At 65.7% G+C, this 19,943-nt stretch carries 20 protein-coding genes; 18 read left to right on the top strand and 2 right to left on the bottom strand.

The features are described from left to right. Positions 1 to 93: 93 nt before the first annotated feature. Positions 94 to 795 carry a flagellar basal body P-ring formation chaperone FlgA gene (gene flgA, locus J2T07_RS17640; protein ID WP_306851727.1) on the bottom strand — a complete coding sequence of 234 codons (702 nt, stop codon included), beginning with the start codon at positions 793 to 795 and terminating at the stop codon, positions 94 to 96. Continuing rightward, a complete protein-coding gene (locus J2T07_RS17635) occupies positions 792 to 2,099 on the bottom strand; it encodes a methyl-accepting chemotaxis protein (protein ID WP_306851725.1) in 1,308 nt (435 codons plus the stop codon). Before J2T07_RS17635 ends, flgA begins: the two co-directional genes overlap by 4 nt. Before the next feature lie 158 nt (positions 2,100 to 2,257). Here J2T07_RS17635 and J2T07_RS17630 point away from each other — a divergent pair, with 158 nt between their 5' ends. The 18 genes from J2T07_RS17630 (at position 2,258) to J2T07_RS17545 (ending at position 19,930) form a co-directional block, all read left to right on the top strand. Further along, the gene (locus J2T07_RS17630; RefSeq protein WP_306851723.1) at positions 2,258 to 3,175 is read left to right on the top strand and encodes a chemotaxis protein; all 918 of its coding nucleotides are present in this window, start codon (positions 2,258 to 2,260) and stop codon (positions 3,173 to 3,175) included. Positions 3,176 to 3,358: 183 nt separating this feature from the next. Beyond that, the gene (gene flgB / locus J2T07_RS17625; protein ID WP_306851721.1) at positions 3,359 to 3,778 is read left to right on the top strand and encodes a flagellar basal body rod protein FlgB; all 420 of its coding nucleotides are present in this window, start codon (positions 3,359 to 3,361) and stop codon (positions 3,776 to 3,778) included. Further along, positions 3,775 to 4,188, top strand: coding sequence for a flagellar basal body rod protein FlgC (flgC, locus tag J2T07_RS17620; RefSeq protein ID WP_306851719.1), 414 nt, complete (start codon positions 3,775 to 3,777; stop codon positions 4,186 to 4,188). The genes flgB and flgC overlap by 4 nt, the downstream gene beginning before the upstream one ends. An 8-nt stretch (positions 4,189 to 4,196) precedes the next feature. Next, positions 4,197 to 4,847, top strand: a complete 651-nt coding sequence (locus tag J2T07_RS17615; protein WP_306851717.1) for a flagellar hook assembly protein FlgD — start codon at positions 4,197 to 4,199, stop codon at positions 4,845 to 4,847. Positions 4,848 to 4,867: 20 nt separating this feature from the next. Next, the gene (gene flgE / locus J2T07_RS17610; RefSeq protein ID WP_306851715.1) at positions 4,868 to 6,094 is read left to right on the top strand and encodes a flagellar hook protein FlgE; all 1,227 of its coding nucleotides are present in this window, start codon (positions 4,868 to 4,870) and stop codon (positions 6,092 to 6,094) included. A 34-nt stretch (positions 6,095 to 6,128) separates the two neighbouring features. Beyond that, a complete protein-coding gene (flgF, locus tag J2T07_RS17605) occupies positions 6,129 to 6,869 on the top strand; it encodes a flagellar basal-body rod protein FlgF (protein WP_306851713.1) in 741 nt (246 codons plus the stop codon). A gap of 62 nt (positions 6,870 to 6,931) precedes the next feature. After that, positions 6,932 to 7,717 (top strand): flagellar basal-body rod protein FlgG, encoded by a 786-nt coding sequence (flgG, locus tag J2T07_RS17600; protein ID WP_306851712.1) that lies wholly within the window; start codon positions 6,932 to 6,934, stop codon positions 7,715 to 7,717. Positions 7,718 to 7,725: 8 nt separating this feature from the next. Beyond that, complete coding sequence (gene flgH / locus J2T07_RS17595; protein ID WP_306851710.1) at positions 7,726 to 8,406, top strand: flagellar basal body L-ring protein FlgH; 681 nt, start codon at positions 7,726 to 7,728, stop codon at positions 8,404 to 8,406. Positions 8,407 to 8,429: 23 nt separating this feature from the next. Further along, a complete protein-coding gene (locus J2T07_RS17590; RefSeq protein WP_306852174.1) occupies positions 8,430 to 9,530 on the top strand; it encodes a flagellar basal body P-ring protein FlgI in 1,101 nt (366 codons plus the stop codon). A gap of 1 nt (position 9,531) precedes the next feature. Beyond that, positions 9,532 to 10,533: a flagellar assembly peptidoglycan hydrolase FlgJ gene (flgJ, locus tag J2T07_RS17585; protein ID WP_306851708.1), complete on the top strand. Its 1,002-nt coding sequence runs from the start codon at positions 9,532 to 9,534 to the stop codon at positions 10,531 to 10,533. Positions 10,534 to 10,570: 37 nt separating this feature from the next. Then, positions 10,571 to 12,445: a flagellar hook-associated protein FlgK gene (flgK, locus tag J2T07_RS17580; protein ID WP_306851707.1), complete on the top strand. Its 1,875-nt coding sequence runs from the start codon at positions 10,571 to 10,573 to the stop codon at positions 12,443 to 12,445. Between the two features lie 5 nt (positions 12,446 to 12,450). Further along, on the top strand, positions 12,451 to 13,647 hold the full coding sequence (flgL, locus tag J2T07_RS17575; protein ID WP_306851705.1) for a flagellar hook-associated protein FlgL: 1,197 nt from the start codon (positions 12,451 to 12,453) through the stop codon (positions 13,645 to 13,647). A 295-nt stretch (positions 13,648 to 13,942) separates the two neighbouring features. After that, on the top strand, positions 13,943 to 15,385 hold the full coding sequence (locus tag J2T07_RS17570) for a flagellin (protein WP_306851703.1): 1,443 nt from the start codon (positions 13,943 to 13,945) through the stop codon (positions 15,383 to 15,385). Positions 15,386 to 15,524: 139 nt separating this feature from the next. After that, complete coding sequence (gene fliD / locus J2T07_RS17565) at positions 15,525 to 16,883, top strand: flagellar filament capping protein FliD (protein ID WP_306851701.1); 1,359 nt, start codon at positions 15,525 to 15,527, stop codon at positions 16,881 to 16,883. A 22-nt stretch (positions 16,884 to 16,905) separates the two neighbouring features. Then, positions 16,906 to 17,322 (top strand): flagellar export chaperone FliS, encoded by a 417-nt coding sequence (fliS, locus tag J2T07_RS17560; protein WP_306851699.1) that lies wholly within the window; start codon positions 16,906 to 16,908, stop codon positions 17,320 to 17,322. After that, complete coding sequence (fliT, locus tag J2T07_RS17555) at positions 17,319 to 17,615, top strand: flagellar protein FliT (protein WP_306851697.1); 297 nt, start codon at positions 17,319 to 17,321, stop codon at positions 17,613 to 17,615. The genes fliS and fliT overlap by 4 nt, the downstream gene beginning before the upstream one ends. A gap of 29 nt (positions 17,616 to 17,644) precedes the next feature. Beyond that, on the top strand, positions 17,645 to 18,226 hold the full coding sequence (locus J2T07_RS17550) for a PilZ domain-containing protein (protein ID WP_306851695.1): 582 nt from the start codon (positions 17,645 to 17,647) through the stop codon (positions 18,224 to 18,226). A gap of 285 nt (positions 18,227 to 18,511) precedes the next feature. Beyond that, a complete protein-coding gene (locus tag J2T07_RS17545; RefSeq protein WP_306851693.1) occupies positions 18,512 to 19,930 on the top strand; it encodes a sigma-54 dependent transcriptional regulator in 1,419 nt (472 codons plus the stop codon). The last annotated feature ends 13 nt before the right edge of the window (positions 19,931 to 19,943 follow it).

Genomic DNA, 19,943 nt, shown 5'->3' with positions numbered 1-19,943 from the left:
CGGATCATTTTTTCCGTCAGACCTTTATCGGCGGTCCGCGGGCGAACTTTAGCTGGCCTCAGGCCGTGAAGTGTGACCTGGTTCGGATTTCGTTCACGGCAGGACCGCGACGGTGCCAGGACCGCTCACGATCGCGTCGAGCACCTTGCCCGACGAGGCGTTGCGGACCTTGAGCCGCGCGCCGGTATCGCCGGCACCCATGGCCACGCCCTCCGCGCGGATCGTAACGCCGTCGACGCTGGCTTCCATGCTCACGGCGTCGCCGATGCGCACGGCCTGACGGCCGGCGAGCATGCCCGGGGTGAGCACGGTGCCCGCGCTGAGCGGGCGGACCAACGAGCGGCCACCGATCTGGTCGAGGTCGGCCACGTACCCATAGGCAAGGGTGGCGACGTCGCGTTCTTCAGCATGGACGTCGCCAGCACCGATGCCGTCACCGCGGGCAAGTGGCCTGCTGGTGACCAGGACGTCGGTGAGCATTTTCACACGCACGGGCACGCGCACCGTCCAGCCGCCTGGCATGGGGCAGCGCACCGTCACGCCGACCCGGGCGCCGAGCGGGCGATTGCCGGGCAGCGACGCGTCCAGCGGAGCGGTGCAGTCGGCCAGGCGCAGCCGACTGTCCAGGGCGCCGGCCTCGGCGGTCATGCGGGTGCCAGGCAGGTTGCGATGCTGTTGCAGCCAGTCGACAGCGGTGGTGCGTATCGCGTCCAGCGATTGGCCCGCTTCCGCGGATGGAGGAAGGGCGAGCGTCGCGATGAAGGCGAGGCCGATGGTGAGAACGCGATGGATCACGCGGCGCGTTCCGCCAGGGAGGTGGAAAGGCCCTGGGCGATGGCGTCCAGCTCCTTCACGAGGCCCGGCAGCATGTGTCCCGCATCGGCGTGGCGGCCTTCGCCGAGGGTGATGGCGTATTGCGACGCAAGGATGGAGAAACGCTCGCCGGCGGCGCGGATGGCATCGGCGGATTCGTCGGGCCGGCGTGCGCGGAACTGGTCGATGCAACGCATCATCGGCGTGGTGTCGAGCCAGCGGCGGTCGAGGCTGGACGGATCGCGCGATGCGAGTTCGAGGGCATAGCGCAGGCCCTGGCTGGCCTCGCGGATCATCTGGCTGAGGCTGGCGGCATCGAGGTTGCCCTCGGTTTCCAGCTTCGCGAGGCTAAGGCGATGGGCGAGGACGGCGGCGCGGGCGGCCGCGTCGGCCTGGCGCCGTGCGTCGTTGCCGATACGGCTGAGCGTGCCTTGCGTGGTCTGGATCGCGGCGATACGGCCCTGTAGCGCACCCATGCCTTCGCGTGCGGCCTCAAGGCTGCCGCGCGCCCCGCGCACGGCGTCGTCGACGCGTCCGAGCGAGGCCTGCATGCCGGCGATGCCGGACTGGGACTGGTCCAGTCGGCGCAGGCTGGTTTGCACGGCCTCGTCGAGATGTCCGGAGAATTCGCCCACCGCCTGGGTGACCTGATCGATTTCGGCGGTCGCCTGTGTGGTCTTTTCCGCCAGTTGCTTCACTTCGTCGGCCACCACCGCGAAGCCACGGCCGGCTTCGCCGGCACGAGCCGCTTCGATCGCGGCGTTCAACGCCACGAGATTGGTCTGGTGGGCGATGTCCTGCACCGCGGCAGTGAGCTTGCGGATGGCGGTGAAATAATCGGCGAACTGGGCATGGTTGCGGCTCATTCCCGACAAGGCGCTGCGCAGCAGGCGCAGTTGGCCGTCGAGTTCGGCCGACGTGGTTTGTCCCTGGCTGCCGGCATCGGCCATCCCGGCGACGCCGGCGTGGGCCTGGTCGATCGCCGTCGAAATCCTGGCGCTGGCCTCCGTCAATCGTCCGGCGGTATCGCGCGCGCCTTCGACGGCGGTGCCGAGTTCCTGCAGGGTCGTGCCGAGCGCCTGGGCGTTGGTCAACACCATGCCCTGTTGCTCGATCGCCTGGATGGTCGTCGCCGCCGCGGTACGTGGCTCGGCGGGCTTGAGCAGGGCACCCAGCGCACTCGCGGCCGCCGGATACTGGGCGGCGAGCGCCCGCACGCGCGCGGTGTCACCGCTGGCGGCGGCGTGGGCTAGGAGGCGGACGTGCTGGCTCCAGAGGAGGGTCATGATTTCGCTTTCGCTTTGTTCGGGTGGTCGCCTCACTACATCGGTAGGAAGGCCGGCTTCTTGAGCCAAGCAATCGTCGTGCCATGAGATGTGCCTCAAGCTCGCCCGCCCCCGGCCGATACGTTCCGCGACACCTTCCGTAGACGCATGCGCAGCCCATGGCCCGACCGCTCCTCGATACCGTGGAAACCTTCACCCGCCTCGCGGGCCATAACCGCGTGGCGATGCTGCTATTCCGGCTGGGCGATGGCCAGGCCTTCGGCATCAACGTGTTCAAGGTGCGCGAGGTACTGCGCCGGCCGCGGTTGGAGCGGATGCCCAGCATGCACGAGCTCGTCGCGGGCAGCTTCGACTACCGCGGCAGCACCATTCCGGTGGTCGATCTCGCCGCGGCCATGGGCTATCCACCGCTCGCCACGGAGGACGGAGCGCACCTGATCGTGACCGAGTTCAACCGGTCGGTGCAGGGTTTCCTTGTCTCCGACGTGGACCGCATCGTCCACGTGGATGGTGGCAACCTGGCGGCGCCGCCCCCCGCGCTGGGTTACGGCCCGCGTGTGAACGCGGTAACCCGGCTGGATGGCAACCTGATGGCGGTGGTCGACGTCGAGCAGGTGTTGGCCAGCGTCGATCCGCGGGTGGCCGAATTGTCCGAACGCGTGCAGCAGGCCGCCCATGTGCAGCAGGCGTCGAATCGCCGGGTGCTGGTGGTGGACGACTCCCTGGTCGCCCGGACGCAACTGGTCGATCTCTTCCGCAAGATGGACCTGGAGTGCGTGGTGGCCAAGGACGGCAGTGAAGGGTTCGACATGCTGCGTAACCTGGCCGCGGGACCAGCCTCCGAGCGGATCGCCCTGGTGGTGTCCGACATCGAGATGCCGGCCATGGACGGTTACGCACTGACCCGCGCCATCCGCGAGGACACCCAGCTGCGTCACCTCAAGGTCTTGCTGCACAGCTCCCTGAGTGGCGTGTTCAACGAGGCGATGGTGGAACGGGTCGGCGCCGACCGCTTCATCGCGAAGTTCCAGCCCGACGTGCTGGCTACCGCCGTGCTCGAGCTATTGCCGGCCTGATGGCGGTCGGCGCCCTGTCAGCGATGTGACGCAGGCAGGCGCCGGAATTCCGACACGGCACCGGGCGGACACAGCCACACACGACTGAAAAACGGCGCCACGCCGCCGTTTCACCCGCGCCGCTCTTGCGTGGCACGCGAATTGCTCAACCCCTCGGGCCAAGGTCACGAGAGGGCAGAGCCCATGATCGACAAACCCGATGCGCTGTTCGGCGTTCACGCCCAGGCCCTTGGCCTCTGGCAGAGCCGTGCCGAGGTGATTTCCTCGAACCTCGCCAATGCCGATACGCCCGGCTTTCTCGCCCGCGATCTCGATTTCCGCAAGGTCATGACCGCCGCTACCGGTGCCGTCGATGGCAATACGCTGCCGATGACGGCGACCGAAGCTGGACATATCGGCGGCAATCCGGCCGCGGCCCTCGCCGATGCGCAGAAGCTCGCCTATCGCGTCGAGACCCAGCCGACGATGGACGGCAACACCGTCGACACCCAGGTCGAGCAAGCGCAGTTCGCCGCCAATGCCATCCACTACCAGGCGTCGCTCGGCTTCATCAACGCGCAGATCCACACCATGCGCCTCGCCATCACAGGGTCCAGTTCATGAGCCTGCTCAAGATCTTCGACGTCGCCGGTTCCGGCATGGCCGCGCAGTCGGCGCGCCTCAACACCACGGCCAGCAACATGGCCAACGCCGACAGCCTCGCCAGCAGCGAAGCCGGTGCCTACCGCGCGAAGCAGCCGTTGTTCTCGGCGGTCCAGCGCCAGGTGAACGGGCAGATGGAAAACGAGGGCGTGCGCACGCTCGGCGTCACCGAAAGCCAGGCGCCGGTGCAGTCGCGCTTCGAGCCCTCCAATCCGCTCGCCGACGCCAATGGCTACGTGTATTCGAGCAACGTCAACCCGGTCGACGAGCTGGTCAACATGATCTCCGCGTCGCGCTCCTACCAGAACAACGTCGAAGTCATGAACAGCGCCAAGCAGCTCATGCAGAAGACGCTCGACCTCGGCAAGTAAGGATTCCCATGGCAGTCGATACCGTCAACGGCAGCTCAACGTCCACCACCCAGTCGTCCTCGGGCCAGCTTCAGCAGCAGACGCTGAGCCAGTCGGATTTCCTCAAGTTGATGGTCACCCAGATGACCAACCAGGACCCGACCAAGCCGATGGATTCCACCCAGATGGTGGCCCAGATGGCGCAGTTCTCGCAGGTGGCCGCCACGCAGGAACTGCAGCAGTCGTTCGACTCGCTGGCCACCAACCTCAGCGGCGATCAATTCGTCCGCGCCGCGGCGCTGGTGGGCCAGGAAGTGCTGGTGCCTTCCACGGCCGGCAAGCTCACCGATGGCAGCTTCAACGGTGCCGTGAACGTCGGTACGTCGGGTACCTACGTGAACGTGCAGGTGAAGGATTCGTCGGGAAACATCGTCCGCACGATATCGCTGGGCCAGCCCGATGCCGGCCTCGTCCCCTTCACCTGGGATGGCAAGTCCGACGACGGCACGCAGCTGGACGATGGCGTCTACAAGATATCCGCTACTTCCGGCGGAACCGCGATCGATACCTTCGTTCGCGGCAAGGTGGAAGGCGTCGGTGCCTCGGGTACCGACGGAACCTACGTGCAGGTGGCCGGCTACGGCGGTGCCCTGCTCAGCCAGATCGCACAAATCCTGTAATTCCAGCGAGGAAACCCACCATGCCATTCGACATCGCCCTCAGCGGCATCAACGCGGCGTCTTCCGACCTGGAAGTCACCGCCAACAACATCGCCAACGTGAACACGGTCGGCTTCAAGGGCTCGCGCGCCGAGTTCTCGCAGGTCTATTCCGTAGCCGGCGAGAACCTCTCGGCCACGGCGGCCGGCAGCGGCGTGCGCCTGACCAACATCGCCCAGCAGTTCGGCGACGGCAACGTCACGCAGACCGGCAACTCCTACGATTTCGCCCTCAGCGGCGCGGGTTTCTTCACGCTTCGCGATGGCGCGGGCTATTCATACTCGCGCGCCGGCAATTTCCATCCGGACGAGAACGGCAACATCGTCAACGCCACGGGCCAGTTCGTGCAGGCCTATCCGCCGACCGCCACGGGCGGCTTCGACATCAGCAGCCTCACCGACCTGAAGATCACCAACGGCTCCAGCCCGGCCAAGGCCAGTTCCGCCATCGGCATCACGGCGAACCTGCCGTCCGATGCCACTGCGCCGACCGGCGGCGCGTTCGACCCGACGAACGACAAGACCTACAACAACCTGTCGACCTTCCAGGCCTACGACTCGCTCGGCGCCTCGCACACGGTCAACCTCTACTACGTGAAGGACGCGACCGCCGCGAACACGTGGAACGTGAGCATGACGGTGGACGGCACGCAGGTCGGCACCTCGCAGCAGATGGCCTTCAGCTCGGGTGGCGCGCTGGTGCCGACCAACGGCGGCAAGCTGAACTTCGGCGCCGTGTCGCCGAACCCGGGCGCCGCGCCGATGGACCTGACCATCGACATGAACAAGGTCACGCAGTTCGGCAATACCTTCGCCACCACGGCGGTGGCCAACGACGGTTATGCGGCCGGCACGTTCTCGAAGATCGACGTGGCGAAGGACGGTACCGTCTCGGCCATCTATTCCAATGGCGTCTCCACGCCGCTGGGCCAGCTGGCGATCGCCACCTTCGCCAACAACCAGGGCCTGCGCCAGCTCAACGACACCAACTGGGTGCCGTCGTCGGAATCGGGCCAGCCGATCCGCGGCGTCGCCAACTCCGGTGACGTCGGCACGATCCAGGCCGGTTCGCTCGAATCGTCGAACACCGCCGACCTGACCGCCCAGCTGGTCAACATGATCAAGGCGCAGCGCAACTACCAGGCGAACGCGCAGGTGATCTCGACCGACGACAAGCTGACCCAGACCATCATCAACATCCGCAACTAAGCGCGCCCGCGCCCGACGGCTTCCGAGGACCCACATGGACCGCTCCGTATATGTCGCGATGACCGGCGCCACGCAGATCATGCGTGCGCAGGCCGAGGTGGCGCACAACCTCGCGAATGCCAACACCGCCGGATTCAAGGCGGAGCTGTCGGCCTTCCAGAGCCTGCCCGTGCAGGGCGACGGTCTGCAGACTCGCATCAACGGCGTGGCCCAGGGCACCGGGTGGGACATGACCGCGGGCAACCAGATGCAGACGGGCAACGACCTCGACATCTCGGTGCAGGGCGACGGCTGGATCGCGGTGCAGACGCCGGACGGCACGGAAGGCTACACCCGTGCCGGGAACCTGCGCATCGATGCCGACGGTTTGTTGACGGACATGCGCGGCAACGCCGTGCTTGGCGGTGGCGGCCCGATCACGATCCCGCAGGCGTCCAGCGTGAAGATCGGCTCCGACGGCACGATTTCGGTCGTGCCCCTCGGCGAAACCCCGGCCACCGTCGCCACCACCGACCGGATCAAGCTGGTCAACCCGGGCAACGACCAGCTGGCGTACGCCGGCGATGGCCTCATGCACATGAAGGACGGTACCCAGGCGCCCGCCGATGCCAACGTGCGTGTCGATGCCGGCGCGCTGGAATCGAGCAACGTCAATCCTTCCGACGTGCTGGTGAAGATGATCTCGCTGTCCCGCGAGTTCGAAATGCAGGTCCGTTCGATCAAGACCGCCGACGACAACGCCCAGTCGGCATCGAAATTGCTACAGGTGGGGTAACCACCGCCGGGCGACGCAAAACCGTCGCCGGCATGTAAAGCGCCCGCGCGCAGGAGTCAACGATGTTCACGTCCCTCTGGATCGCCAAGACCGGCCTCGATGCGCAGCAGACGCGCATGGATGTCGTATCGAACAACCTGGCCAACACCAACACGACCGCGTTCAAGCGTTCGCGTGCCGAGTTCGAGGACCTGTCCTACCAGAACCGCGGCCAGGCCGGTGCGCAGACGACCGAACAGACCCAGTCCCCCACCGGCTTCATGCTCGGCACGGGCGTGCGCGTGGTAGGCACGCAGAAGATGTTCGAGCAGGGCGGCGTGCAGCAGTCGGACAATCCACTGGACATGCGCGTCGAGGGGCGCGGGTTCCTGCAGGTGACCCTGCCCGATGGCACCGTCGGCTATACGCGGGACGGTGCGCTCAAGCAGGACCAGGACGGCCAGATCGTCACCAACGACGGGTATCCGCTCGAGCCGGCGATCACCATTCCCGCCAACGCGAAGACCATCAGCATCGGCACGGATGGCACGGTCAGCGTGACCACGGCCGCCAACGCCACATCGCAGCAGATCGGCACGATCCAGCTCGCCGATTTCGTCAATCCGGCCGGCCTCGAGCCGCGTGGCGACAACCTCTACCTGGAGACGGCCGCCAGTGGCGCGCCGCAGACGGGTACGGCGGGCCTCAACGGTCTCGGGACCATCGAACAGAACTCCCTGGAAACCTCGAACGTCAACGTGGTCGAGGAAATGGTGAACATGATCGAGACGCAGCGCGCCTACGAGATGAACTCGAAGGCGATCTCCGCCGCCGACCAGATGCTCCAGTTCATCTCCAACAAGACCTGAGAAACGACATGAACCGTTCCCTCGTCCGCCTTCTCGTCGCCGCGTTGCCACTTGCCGCGCTCGGAGGCTGCGCCATCGTTCCGCCCACGCCCAAGCCGATGTACACGGCGACGCTTCCCGTCGAGCCGGCGGCACAGCCGCAGGCCACGGGGTCCATCTACGCCGACCAGCAGTCGATGGAATTGTTCGCCGACCCGCGTGCGCACCGTATCGGCGATATCCTGACCATCACCCTCGTCGAGTCCACGCAGGCCAGCAAGAAGGCCGCGACCAGCACGAACAAGAAGAACGGCAATACCATCTCTTCTCCGACCCTGCTCGGCCAGGGTCTGCGGATCGGTGGCAAGGCCGCCGACAGTTCCTTGTCCAGCAGCAACGCGTTTGCCGGCGACGGCTCCAGCGAGCAGAGCAACCAACTCACCGGCGAGATCACCGTCACGGTGGCTCAGCGCCTGTCCAATGGTGCGCTGGTGGTCCGTGGCGAGAAGTGGCTGACGATCAACCAGGGCGAGGAACTGGTGCGCATCTCCGGCATTGTCCGTCCACAGGACATCGGCAACGACAACATCGTCGCGTCCAGCCGTGTCGCCGACGCGCGCATCGAATACGTGGGCAAGGGCACGCTGGCCGATGCGAATACGCGCGGCTGGCTGTCACGTTTCTTCGATTCGAAGTGGATGCCGTTCTGATGAAGACCGCGCAGCGCCTCCGCATGCTCGTTCGCGGCGCCGCCGCCGTGCTGGCCCTGGGCATCGTGCTGCCCGTGCAGGCCGATCGCATTCGCGACCTCGTGCAGGTGGGCGGCGTGCGCAGCAACCAGTTGATCGGTTACGGGCTCGTCGTCGGCCTCGACGGTAGTGGCGACCAGACCAGCCAGGCGCCGTTCACGACGCAAAGCCTCGAGAACATGTTGCAGCAGTTCGGCGTCAACGTACCGTCCAACGTCCGTCCGCAGCTGAAGAACGCCGCGGCCGTGACGATCACGGCCGAACTGCCGCCATTCGCCAAGCCCGGCCAGCGCATCGACGTGACGGTGGCCTCGATCGGCAACGCCAAGAGCATCCGCGGTGGCGAACTGCTCATGTCACCGCTGAAGGGCGCGGACGGCCAGGTGTATGCCATCGCACAGGGCAGCGTCGTCGTGGGCGGCGTCAGTGCCCAAGGCAAGAGCGGCTCCAGCGTACAGGTGAATATCTCGGCCAGCGGCCGCATTCCCGGTGGCGGAAGTATCGAGCGCAGCGTCGCCTCGTCTTTCGACAAGGGCGGCGACCTCATGCTCAACCTCAACACGGCCGACTTCACGACCGCCGCCCGCATCGCCCAGGCGGTGAATCAAAGCTTCGGCGCGGGGACGGCCAACGCCATCGATTCGGCTTCGGTCGCCGTACGCGCGCCGCTGGATCCGTCGCAACGCGTGTCGTGGTTGTCCACCATCCAGGCGCTGGAAGTCACCCCGGGCGACGCTCCGGCGCGGATCATCGTGAACTCGCGTACCGGCACGGTCGTGATCGGCTCCGACGTGAAAGTGGGCGCGGCCGCCGTGGCGCATGGTTCCATCCAGGTCACCATCAGCGAGCAACCGCAGGTCAGCCAGCCCGGCGCGTTCAGCCGGGGCCAGACGGCCGTGGTGCCGAGCAGCCAGGTGGCCGTGAGCGAGGAAGGTGGCCACATGTTCAAGTTCGGGCCGGGTACCAGCCTGGATGCCATCGTGCGTGCCGTGAACCAGGTGGGTGCCTCGCCGAGCGACCTCATTTCGATCCTGCAGGCGCTGAAACAGTCCGGCGCGCTGCATGCGGAACTGGTGGTGATCTGACATGGCCGCCGCCGTCGACACCCAGAGGCTCGGCACCTACACGGACATGTCCGCGTTCGCCGGACTGCGGGCGGCCGCGCAGAAGGATTCCAAGGCGGCCCTGCCGACCGTCGCCAAGCAGTTCGAGTCCATCTTCACCCAGATGATGCTGAAGTCCATGCGTGACGCCAGCGCCGCGATGGGCGACGACATCATGGGCTCACAGGCGGCCGACGCCTATCGAGACATGTTCGATCACCAGTTGTCGCTCACGCTGTCGCAGGGCAAGGGTATCGGCATCGCCGACATGCTTATCCGCCAGCTCGGTGGCAGCCCGGCGAAGGACGCATCCTCGAACGACCTGTTCGCCGGCGTCACCGGCGACGCCAGCACCGCCGCCGCCGTCTCGTCGCCTTCCGACCAGGACAGCGGCCTCATGGATTCGCTCGAGCGCATGCTCGGCCGCGCGGGTAAGGCCGTGGGCGATGGAGCGAACGCGGTGGCGGGCACGGTTGGCAAGCTATCCATCTCCGGTCCGGAGGACTTCGTACAGAAGCTTGCGCCGCATGCCATCGAGGCGGCGAAGAAACTCGGTGTGTCCGTGCGCGCGCTGCTGGCACAAGCCGCCCTGGAAACAGGCTGGGGCAAGCATCTGCCGGCACAGGGTGGCACCACGAGTTTCAACATGTTCGGCATCAAGGCGGGCAGCAGCTGGGATGGCAAGCGGGTGAACGTGCCGACGCTCGAATACGAGGACGGCGTGGCCGTACGTCGGAAAGACAGTTTCCGCGCATACGATTCACCGTCCGACTCGTTCAAGGACTACGCCGACCTGGTTACCAACAGTCCGCGCTATGCGGCGGCCGTGGGACGTGGCGACGATGTGTCCGGCTTCGCGCATGCCCTCGTCAAGGGCGGTTACGCCACCGACCCCAGCTATGCGCAGAAGCTCACCGATATCGCCAACGGTCCGGTGATGAAGCAGGCGCTCGCCGCGCTGAAGCACATCGCCGCGGACCTGTAAGACACGGGCCCATGAAAGATCACAAGGAATAACAGCGATGGCCGACCTGCTCTCCACCGGCGTCTCCGGGCTGCTTGCATCGCAAGTCGGCCTCTCCACCGTCGGCCACAACATCAGCAACGTCAACACGGCGGGCTATACCCGGCAGACGACCACGTTCAATGCGCGTGCGCCGCAGTACAACGGCGGCTACTACGTGGGGCAGGGTGCGGATGCGGTAAGCGTCCAGCGCGCGTATAGCCAGTTCCTCACCCAGTCGGTGTGGTCGGCGAATTCCGGCCAGAGCCGCGCCACGCAATATGCCAGCCTCACCGCGTCGGTCAACAACGCCGTCAGTGGCTCGGCCAACCTGCAAACGGCCCTCGACGGCTTCTTCGGCGCGGTGAGCGACCTCGCCAACGCGCCGGTCGACACGGCGAGCCGCCAGGCCCTGATCGGCAAGGCAAGCACCCTGGTTTCGACCTTCCGCTCGCTGTCGTCGCAGTTCCAGCAGATCGACCAGCAGACCAACCAGGAAATCAGCAACTCGGTCGACAGCATCAACAGCCTGGCGCGGAGCATCGCCGACCTCAACGGGCAGATCCAGAAAGCCTATGCGGGCGGCGCCGCGCCCAACGACTTGCTCGACGCGCGCGACCAGGCGATCTCGCAGCTGTCGCAGGTGGTCGGGGTGAACGTCACCCAGGGCAGCGACCACATGGTCACCGTGTCGGTGGGCAACGGCCAGCCCCTGGTCAATGGCACCGACGCGACCACGTTGAGCACCGCGGCCAACCAGTACGATTCGTCGCGCCTGGAAGTCGTCGGCCCTGGCGGTTCCGTCATCAGCGGCCAGCTCGGCTCCGGCTCGCTCGGGGCGACCTTCGATTTCCGCACCAACGTGCTCGATCCGGCGCGCAACCAGCTTGGCCGTGCGGCCATAGCCCTCACCGACGCGTTCAACCAGCAGCATGCGCAGGGCATCGACCTCAACGGCGATGCGGGTGGCGATTTCTTCACCATCGGCGATCCGGCGGTGTTCAACAGCACGGGCAACACGGGCAACGCCCAGGTTACGGCAACCGTGACCGACGTGGGCAAGCTCGGCAGCGCCGACTACATCATGCGTTACAACGGAACCAACTGGTCGGTGACGACGGCGGCTGGCGTCACCGTGCCTTCGACGGGCACGGGCGCCGCGGGAGATCCCATCCTCATCGACGGGCTCGCGATCTCGGTACCGAGCGGCACGCCTCAGGCCGGTGACAGCTTCCAGATCCAGCCGACGCGCAATGCCGCCTCCACCATGAGCGTGGCGATCAGCGATACCAGCAAGATCGCCGCATCGGGTCCGTTGGCCGCGACCAAGGCTTCCGGCAACACCGGCAAGGCCACCCTGGGCGCCCTCACGGTCACCAATGTCGCCGATCCGGCGTTCAACACCCCGGTCAATATCGTCTTCACCTCGCCGACCACCTACACCGTCAACGGGGGGGCTCCGCAAACCTATGCGGATGGCGACACCATCACCGGCAACGGGTGGACGCTCAAGCTTTCCGGTGTCCCTGCCGCTAACGATACGTTCACCGTGAAGCCGGCGGGTTCGGCCAGCGGTGACAACGGCAATGCGCTTGCGCTCGCGAACGTCGCCAACAAGGGCGTCCTCGACAACGGCGCCACCACGGTGGGCAAGTCCTATAGCCAGCTGATCGCCCAGGTGGGCACGGCGGGCGCGCAGGCGAACACCGCACTCGACGCCCAGCAGAGCATCCTCGACCAGGCCATGGCATCGCAGCAGAGCCTTTCCGGAGTGAACATGGATGAAGAAGCGGCCAACCTCCTGCGGTTCCAGCAGGCGTATGCGGCATCCGCCCAGGTGATCAACGCGGCGAACACCATCTTCGACTCTCTTATGACCGCCGTGCGGGGCTGACGACCATGCGTATTTCCACTTCCTGGGGCCAACAGCAAGCCGTCGACTCGATGCTCGACAGGCAATACCAGATGTCGCAGACCCAGCTTTCGCTGGGCAACGGCAAGGCGATCCAGACCCCCGCGGACAACCCCGCGGCCGCCGCGCGCGCCGTCGACACCAGTTCCGCCAGCGCGCAGAACGACCAGTACACACGCAACATCCAATCCGCCACCACCCGCCTGTCCGTCGAAGAGCAGGCGCTTTCTTCGGCGGGCGACATCCTCGATCGCATCCGCTCGCTCACGCTCGAAGGCATGAATGGCACGCAGACGGACGAATCGAGGCAATCGATCGCGACGGAGTTGCGGCAGACGTTGCAGCAGCTGGTCGCGTTGGGCAATACGAAGGACGGGCAGGGCGAATACATCTTCGCGGGCAGCCGTACCACCACCCAGCCCTTCACCATCGACGGCCTGAACGTGAACTATGGCGGTGACCAGGGCCAGCGCATGGTCGCCGCGGCGGCGGGCCTGCAGGTCGCCACCGGCGACAACGGTGCCGACGTCTTCATGTCGATCCGCGGCGGCAACGGCACCTTCGTCACCAGCGCGGGTGCCACCAATACGGGGACGGCCGTGGTCGGGGCCACGTCGGTCACCGATGCAAGCGCCTGGGATGGCGGCAGCTACAGCATCACCTTCACTTCGCCCACCGACTACGAGATCCGCGACGTCAACGACCCCACCAATACGGTCATCTCCACGGGGACGTACACGGGCGACACCGGCACCATCGCGTTCAAGGGCACGCAGCTCAATCTCACGGGCAACCCAGCGACAGGCGACACCTTCGCCGTGGGTCCCTCGTCGTCGCAAGACGTTTTTTCCTCGGTGGCCGGCATCATCAATGCCTTCGAGGCGCCCGGCGGTGGCGCGGCGATGAATAATCAGATCAACGCGCAGCTGCAGAACCTCGACCAGGCCGCCACCAGCTTCCTCGATACACGCACGAAGATCGGCGCGCGCATGAACACGCTCGATCAGCAGACGCAGATCGGTGCGGATGTGAAGTTGCAGTACGCCAGCACGCTCTCCGACCTGCAGGACCTCGACTACGCCAGCGCCATCAGCAAGTTCACCCAGCAGCAATCCGCGCTCGACGCCGCGCAGCAGTCGTACGTGAAGATGCAGAACCTGAGCTTGTTCAACTACCTCAAGTAAGAAACGCGCATTTCTCTTTGCAGTGCATTCGAGGCGGCCGCGAGGCCGCCTTATTTTCTTGCAACGAGGCCTAAATCCCGGGCCGGACGTGCCGATAAGGAACCCTGACAGCGGCCGGCGAGACGTCATTGGCGGGTGCTGATCAAAAAAGTGGTTGACAGGTAGAAAAAGTTCTCAAGTTTCTTCCCGGCGTGCCGTAAACCTCTCTGAGGCGGAAGGCTTCCCTAACGGAACCCCGCCGGACTACGCCGCACAACCTCCGGCATTTCGGTTCCGCTTACAAAGGATCAATCCCATGGCTCTGACCATCAACACCAACATCATGTCGCTGAATGCTCAGCGTAACCTGAGCACCTCGCAGACGAAGCTGTCCTCGGCCATCGAGCGCCTGTCTTCCGGTATGCGCATCAACAGCGCGAAGGACGACGCCGCCGGCCTCGCCATCTCCACCCGCTTCACCACGCAGATCAACGGCCTGAACCGCGCCGTGCAGAACGCCAACGACGGTATCTCGCTGTCGCAGACGACCGAATCGGCGCTGGACGAAGTCACGAACAACCTGCAGCGCATCCGCGAACTGGCCGTCCAGTCGACCAACGCCTCGAACTCGGACAGCGACCGCGCCGCGCTCGACGCCGAAGTCCAGCAGCGCCTGGCGGAAGTCACGCGTATCGCCACGCAGACCAACTTCAACGGCATGAAGGTCCTCGACGGTTCGGCCAACCAGCTGAGCTTCCAGGTCGGTGCCAACGTGGGTGAAGTGATCACCGTCGGCCTGAACCAGGGCATGAAGGCCAACCAGGTCGGTCAGCTGGCCTCCGGTTCCGCCTCGCTGGCGTTCGCGGCCACCGCCGCCTCGGGCGCCGTCACCACGGCCGGCCAGGCCCTGGCCACCGCCGACTTCTCGACCACCAATGCCAACTTCACCGTCAACGGCACCGCGGTCAGCCTGACCACGAACCTGACGGACGCCGCCGGCGTCGCCGCCGAAATCAACACGCAGCTGGGCGCCGGCGCCACGGCCACGGCTTCGGTCAACGCCACGACCGGCCGCATCGAGTTCACCAGCACGGCCACGGGCAACACCGCGACGGCTCCGGTCATCGGCGGCGCCAATGCGTCGATCTTCGGCACCACTTCTACGACCGCTGGCGTCAGCATCGGCGACAAGACCCCGGTCACGCTCGCCGCCGGCGCCGTCACCCTGCAGGTTGGTGACAACGCCTCGTTCGACCTCGCCGGTACGTACAACTCGGCGCAGGACCTGGCCGATGCGATCAACGCCAAGTCGGGCCAGGGCATCAACGCCTATGTCGGTTCCGATGGCGCGGTGAAGTTCGCTTCGGCGAAGGCGATCACGGTGGGCGGCACGGCTCCGGCCGACGCTGGCCTGACCGCCGGTACGCTGGCGGTCTCCACGACCGATACCCTGGCCAATTCCTCGGTCAAGACGGTCGACGGCGCCAACCAGACGATCAACCGCATCGACGCGGCCCTGCAGTCGGTCTCGGACCTCCGTTCGGACCTCGGTGCGGTGCAGAACCGCTTCGAATCGACCATCTCCAACCTGCAGAACATCTCGCAGAACCTGACCTCGTCGAAGTCCGCCATCACGGACGCCGACTTCGCCCAGGAAACGGCGAACATGTCCTCGGCCCAGATCCTGCAGCAGGCCGGCGTCTCGGTCCTCGCCCAGGCGAACCAGGCCCAGCAGATCGTCTCGAAGCTGCTCCAGTAACAGGCGTCACACCGCCAGTCCCGGCCAAGGCTGGGATTGGCAGGGTAATTGCTTAGTTGTCGGCGGTTGGCACTCGAAAGGGAGCCAGCCGCCGACAAATTGGCGCCCAGGGCAGTGAGGCGTCCTCCAGGAGAGCTTCATGGCCACGAATCCCATCACCCTCGGTTCCAGTTCCATCGACGTCGCGAGCATCGTCACCAACCTGACGAACAACAAGCGCGCGGCGACGGACAGCTCCCTGGCTGCCCAGGTCAGCGCGAACACCACCCAGATTTCCGCGATCGGCAACTTCACCTCGTCGCTGACGAGCTTGCAGAACGCGATGAAGGCACTGACGGACGGTAGCGCGTTCACGACGCAGAAGACCTCCGTCGGTGATTCGACGATCCTTTCCGCCACGGCGGACGCGGATGCCCAGCCGAACACGTACAACATCGTCGTCGGCAAGCTGGCCACCTCGCAGAAAACCACCTCGACGGCTTTCGCCACCAGCAAGACCCAGGTGGGCACCGGCACGCTCACGATCGCCATCGGTGGCAAGTCGATGAGCCTGAACGTCGCATCCGGCGCCAACTCGCTCGAGAACATCCGCGACTCCATCAACAAGGCGTCGGACAATCCGGGCGTTACCGCCAGCATCGTCACGGGTACCGACGGCGCGCATCTCGTGCTGACGTCGACCTCCACCGGCGCGGCCAACGCGTTCACGGTGAGTTCCAGCGGCGGCGATGGCAACCTGTCGCAACTCGATTTCGATCCGGCGACCGATTCCGCGACGGTGAAGGCCCAGGACGCCGAGTTCACCATCGACGGCCTTCCCGCCACGAGCCCGTCGAACACCGTGGCCACCGCCATCGACGGCGTCACCCTCGCCCTGTCCAAGACGGGTACCAGCACCGTCACCATCGCCAACGATCCCACCGCGGTGTCGTCGGCGGTGACCTCGTTCGTCGCGGCCTACAACGCCTTCGTTTCCACCTACCAGACGCTGACCAAGTACGACGCGACCAACCAGCAGGTCGGCGCCCTCATCGGCGACGCCACGCTGACCTCGATCAAGAGCCAGATCACCTCGTTGGTCGGCTCGCAGTCCACGGGTACCGGTGCCGGCCCGAAATCGCTGAGCGATCTGGGTGTGGCGTTCCAGATCGACGGCACGTTGAAGTTCGATTCGACCAAGCTGACCAAGGCGCTCGCGACCAATCCCAAGGAAACCCAGGGCCTGCTCAGCGGCAGCGATGGCATCGCACCCAAGCTGGACAAGCTGATCACCAGCTGGACCTCGTCCAGCGGCATCCTGACCCAGCGTACGGCCAACCTGAACAAGAAGGCCAAGGATCTCACCCAGCAGCAAACGGACTTCGACGTCACGATGAAGGCCTATTCCGACCGCCTGACCAAGCAGTACACGGCGCTCGACACGATGATGACCAAGCTCAGCAATACCAGCAGCTTCCTCCAGCAACAGTTCGACGCGTTGACCACCAGCAAGAGCTGACGGTCTCCTCAGGAAAAAACTCATGGCACTCGGATATTCCCAGGGCGCAGGCGCCTACAAGCAGGTCCGTACGCAAGGCGGCATCGAAACCGCCGATCCGCATGGCCTTATCACCATGCTGATGGACGGTGCGCTCGAGAGGATCCGTTTCGCCCTCGGTCACATGGTGACCGGGAATGTGGCCGGGAAAGGCGAGGCCATCTCGAAGGCTATCGAAATCGTCGGCGCGTTGCAGTCCGCCTTGAACCACGAGGTCAAGGCGCCGCTGGTGGGGCAACTGGATAGCCTGTACGACTACATGAGCCGTCGTCTCTTGCACGCCAACCTGCACAACGATGCGGATGCCCTGGACGAGGTGACCCGCCTGCTCGGGCAAATCCGCGAGAGCTGGGTCGCGATTCCCGTCGAGGCCCGTCAACCTGCCGGAGCGGGCGCGTGAACGACGTCGTCTGGTGCGATCTCGACCGCGTCCTTGGCCTGACCGAGGCCATGCATGCCGCGGCCAGCGAAGGACGTTGGGACGAGCTGGCGGAACTGGAGGCCGAGCGCGAGCCGGTCCTCAGGAGCGGCAGCATGCGTCCCGCGCCGGAAACCCTGGAGTCGTTGAAGTCCATCATGTTGCTCGATGGCCTCATCAAGGATCTCGTCTCCGTGGCCCGCGACGAGGTTTCGGTCGCGTGGGACGCTTCCCGCCGGGTACGCCGGGCCGTGGCCGCGTATAGTTCCTTCTGAACGTTGATCTTCGGCAGGGGGTAGGGCGGATGAGCGGCGAGGACTGGCAGGCATTCTCCGATCGCGTTGCCTGGGACGCGGCATTCCATGCCACTTGCGACGCCGTCGAGCGGCCGGACGCCGCCGCGCTGTCCCTCATCAACGACCGCAATGCCAGCGTCCTGGTCGCGGTGTCGGCACTCATGGATCGCCGCAGCGATCCCGTCGAGGATGACAGCCCGCTTTCCCAGGAAGTGGCCCGGCTCGACGCCAAGCTCAATGTCCTGATGGAGATCGTGAACCGGCTCCTGCTTCCCCAGTCGGGCTTGCCGCCGCGCATGCCGCTGCGTTTCAACGCGGCCGGTGCCGTACTGCCCTGGCATGGCTTGCCACCCGTAGGCCAGCCCGTCCTGCTCAAGGTCCATTTCGACGTATGTCGCGCGCTGCCTCTGGAACTGCCCGGCGTGCGCCTTGTCGGCCCGCAGGATGGCAAGGGATTCATCGGTTTCGAGGGCTTGTCCGAAGCCGTGCGGGATGGCCTGGAACGATTGGTTTTCCGCCAGCACAGGCGGCAGGTCGCCGAAGCACGGGCCCAGGCCCGCCCTGCGGAAGGCGTCCCGGACGCGATGTGACCTTTTACGTCACGTGACGTCGGAACGTCGCGTGGCGTCCCGCGTCACATTCGTGACGCCTGTCGTCACGATTGACACCGGGCGCCTTCCGGCTCGTCCGGCAGCCATCGAAAGGGATTCCGCGCACAACCTCAAGAGCCGCGATAGCACATGCATTTCAGCCATCGCGCGCCGGAATTCCGACGTTGGCACGCTCTTTGATTGATACCTTGCAACGAGGTCGACGGGATTCCATCGCGGAACCGTTCCCAGGACTTCGACCCCACGTCATGCGAGGTATCCCAGGTGAAGTCTTCCAATTTTCTCGTTGTCGAATCCGACACCACCCGTGCCGACAGCATCGTTTCCGCGCTGACCTTCCTCGGTTACCGTCCGGTGCTGGCCAAGCAGATGCCGTTGGCCGAAGCATCGGAAAACTGGCGCGGTGCCTATGTCGGCATGGTGGACGACGAGAACGAACTGGAAGGCTACCTTTCCTCTCTCGGCCGCGGCGGTCGCCAACTGCCGCTGCTGGTCGCGGCGGATTCTCCGCTGGCCACTTCGTTGATCGCCGATGACGTGCGCAGCCAGCACGTGGAGCTGGTGGACATGCCGTTGCGTTACGAACGGCTGTCCGAAGCCCTGCGTGCCTTGCAGTCGCGCATGGAGCCGGTGCCGTCCAGCCGCCGCTTCGTCGGCCAGTCCGGACCGATGCAGCGCGTAAACGCGCTGATCCGCCAGGTTGCGCCGTTCGATTCCAGCGTGCTGGTGCTGGGTGAGTCCGGCAGCGGCAAGGAACTGGTTGCCCGCACCATCCACGACTGTTCGCCGCGCCGCGACAAGCCCTTCGTCGCGATCAACTGCGGTGCGATTCCCGCCGAGCTGCTCGAAAGTGAACTGTTCGGCCACGAGAAGGGCGCCTTCACCGGTGCGATCAGCACCCGCAAGGGCCGTTTCGAGATGGCCGAGGGCGGCACGCTGTTCCTGGACGAGATCGGCGACATGAGCCTGCCGATGCAGGTGAAGCTGCTGCGCGTGTTGCAGGAGCGCGTGTTCGAGCGGGTGGGCGGGAACCGTCCGCAGCGTTGCGACGTGCGCATCATCGCCGCCACCCACCGTGACCTCGAGGACGCCATCGAGCGCGGCGGCTTCCGCGAAGACCTATTCTATCGCCTGAGCGTGTTCCCGCTGGAGATGCCGCCGCTGCGCCAGCGTCTCGAAGACCTGCCGGCACTGATCTCCGAATTCAACCAGCGCCTGGTCCATCGCGGGCTGTCGTCGATCCGCTTCTCGCCGAGCGCCATGGGCGCCCTGTGCCGCTACGGCTGGCCGGGCAACGTGCGCGAGTTGTCGAACCTGGTCGAGCGGATGGCCATCCTCATGCCGCACGGCGAAGTGCGCGCGGCCGACCTTCCGGAGAAGTACCGGGGTGTCCTGCCGGTCGAGGAAGTATCGGGTGCGGCGCTCATCGCGATGATGGAAGCCGGACCGGAAATCACCGAGACCTTCGGCTACGCCGGCGAAGGCGACCCGTCGGTCCTGCCCCAGGGTGGCCTGGACCTCAAGGATCACCTTGCCGGCATCGAGATCGGTCTGATCCGTCAGGCATTGGACTCCGCCAACGGCGTCGTCGCCCACGCCGCCAAGCTGCTCCGCGTCCAGCGCACCACGCTGGTCGAGAAGCTGCGTAAGTACGGTTTGTCCGAGACGGTCCAGGCGGGCTGATGATCCGACGCTT

Source organism: Luteibacter jiangsuensis, assembly GCF_030812295.1.
Taxonomy (GTDB): domain Bacteria; phylum Pseudomonadota; class Gammaproteobacteria; order Xanthomonadales; family Rhodanobacteraceae; genus Luteibacter; species Luteibacter jiangsuensis_A.
Note: the sequence above shows the minus strand (reverse complement) of the source record. Positions and strands in the feature narration are given on the sequence as shown.

Coding starts and splice junctions, on each gene's coding strand:
- J2T07_RS17635 (WP_306851725.1), bottom strand. CDS start 2,099: ATGACCCTCCTCTGGAGCCAGCACGTCCGCCTCCTAGCCCACGCCGCC.
- J2T07_RS17630 (WP_306851723.1), top strand. CDS start 2,258: ATGGCCCGACCGCTCCTCGATACCGTGGAAACCTTCACCCGCCTCGCG.
- flgB (WP_306851721.1), top strand. CDS start 3,359: ATGATCGACAAACCCGATGCGCTGTTCGGCGTTCACGCCCAGGCCCTT.
- flgC (WP_306851719.1), top strand. CDS start 3,775: ATGAGCCTGCTCAAGATCTTCGACGTCGCCGGTTCCGGCATGGCCGCG.
- J2T07_RS17615 (WP_306851717.1), top strand. CDS start 4,197: ATGGCAGTCGATACCGTCAACGGCAGCTCAACGTCCACCACCCAGTCG.
- flgE (WP_306851715.1), top strand. CDS start 4,868: ATGCCATTCGACATCGCCCTCAGCGGCATCAACGCGGCGTCTTCCGAC.
- flgF (WP_306851713.1), top strand. CDS start 6,129: ATGGACCGCTCCGTATATGTCGCGATGACCGGCGCCACGCAGATCATG.
- flgG (WP_306851712.1), top strand. CDS start 6,932: ATGTTCACGTCCCTCTGGATCGCCAAGACCGGCCTCGATGCGCAGCAG.
- flgH (WP_306851710.1), top strand. CDS start 7,726: ATGAACCGTTCCCTCGTCCGCCTTCTCGTCGCCGCGTTGCCACTTGCC.
- J2T07_RS17590 (WP_306852174.1), top strand. CDS start 8,430: ATGCTCGTTCGCGGCGCCGCCGCCGTGCTGGCCCTGGGCATCGTGCTG.
- flgJ (WP_306851708.1), top strand. CDS start 9,532: ATGGCCGCCGCCGTCGACACCCAGAGGCTCGGCACCTACACGGACATG.
- flgK (WP_306851707.1), top strand. CDS start 10,571: ATGGCCGACCTGCTCTCCACCGGCGTCTCCGGGCTGCTTGCATCGCAA.
- flgL (WP_306851705.1), top strand. CDS start 12,451: ATGCGTATTTCCACTTCCTGGGGCCAACAGCAAGCCGTCGACTCGATG.
- J2T07_RS17570 (WP_306851703.1), top strand. CDS start 13,943: ATGGCTCTGACCATCAACACCAACATCATGTCGCTGAATGCTCAGCGT.
- fliD (WP_306851701.1), top strand. CDS start 15,525: ATGGCCACGAATCCCATCACCCTCGGTTCCAGTTCCATCGACGTCGCG.
- fliS (WP_306851699.1), top strand. CDS start 16,906: ATGGCACTCGGATATTCCCAGGGCGCAGGCGCCTACAAGCAGGTCCGT.
- J2T07_RS17550 (WP_306851695.1), top strand. CDS start 17,645: ATGAGCGGCGAGGACTGGCAGGCATTCTCCGATCGCGTTGCCTGGGAC.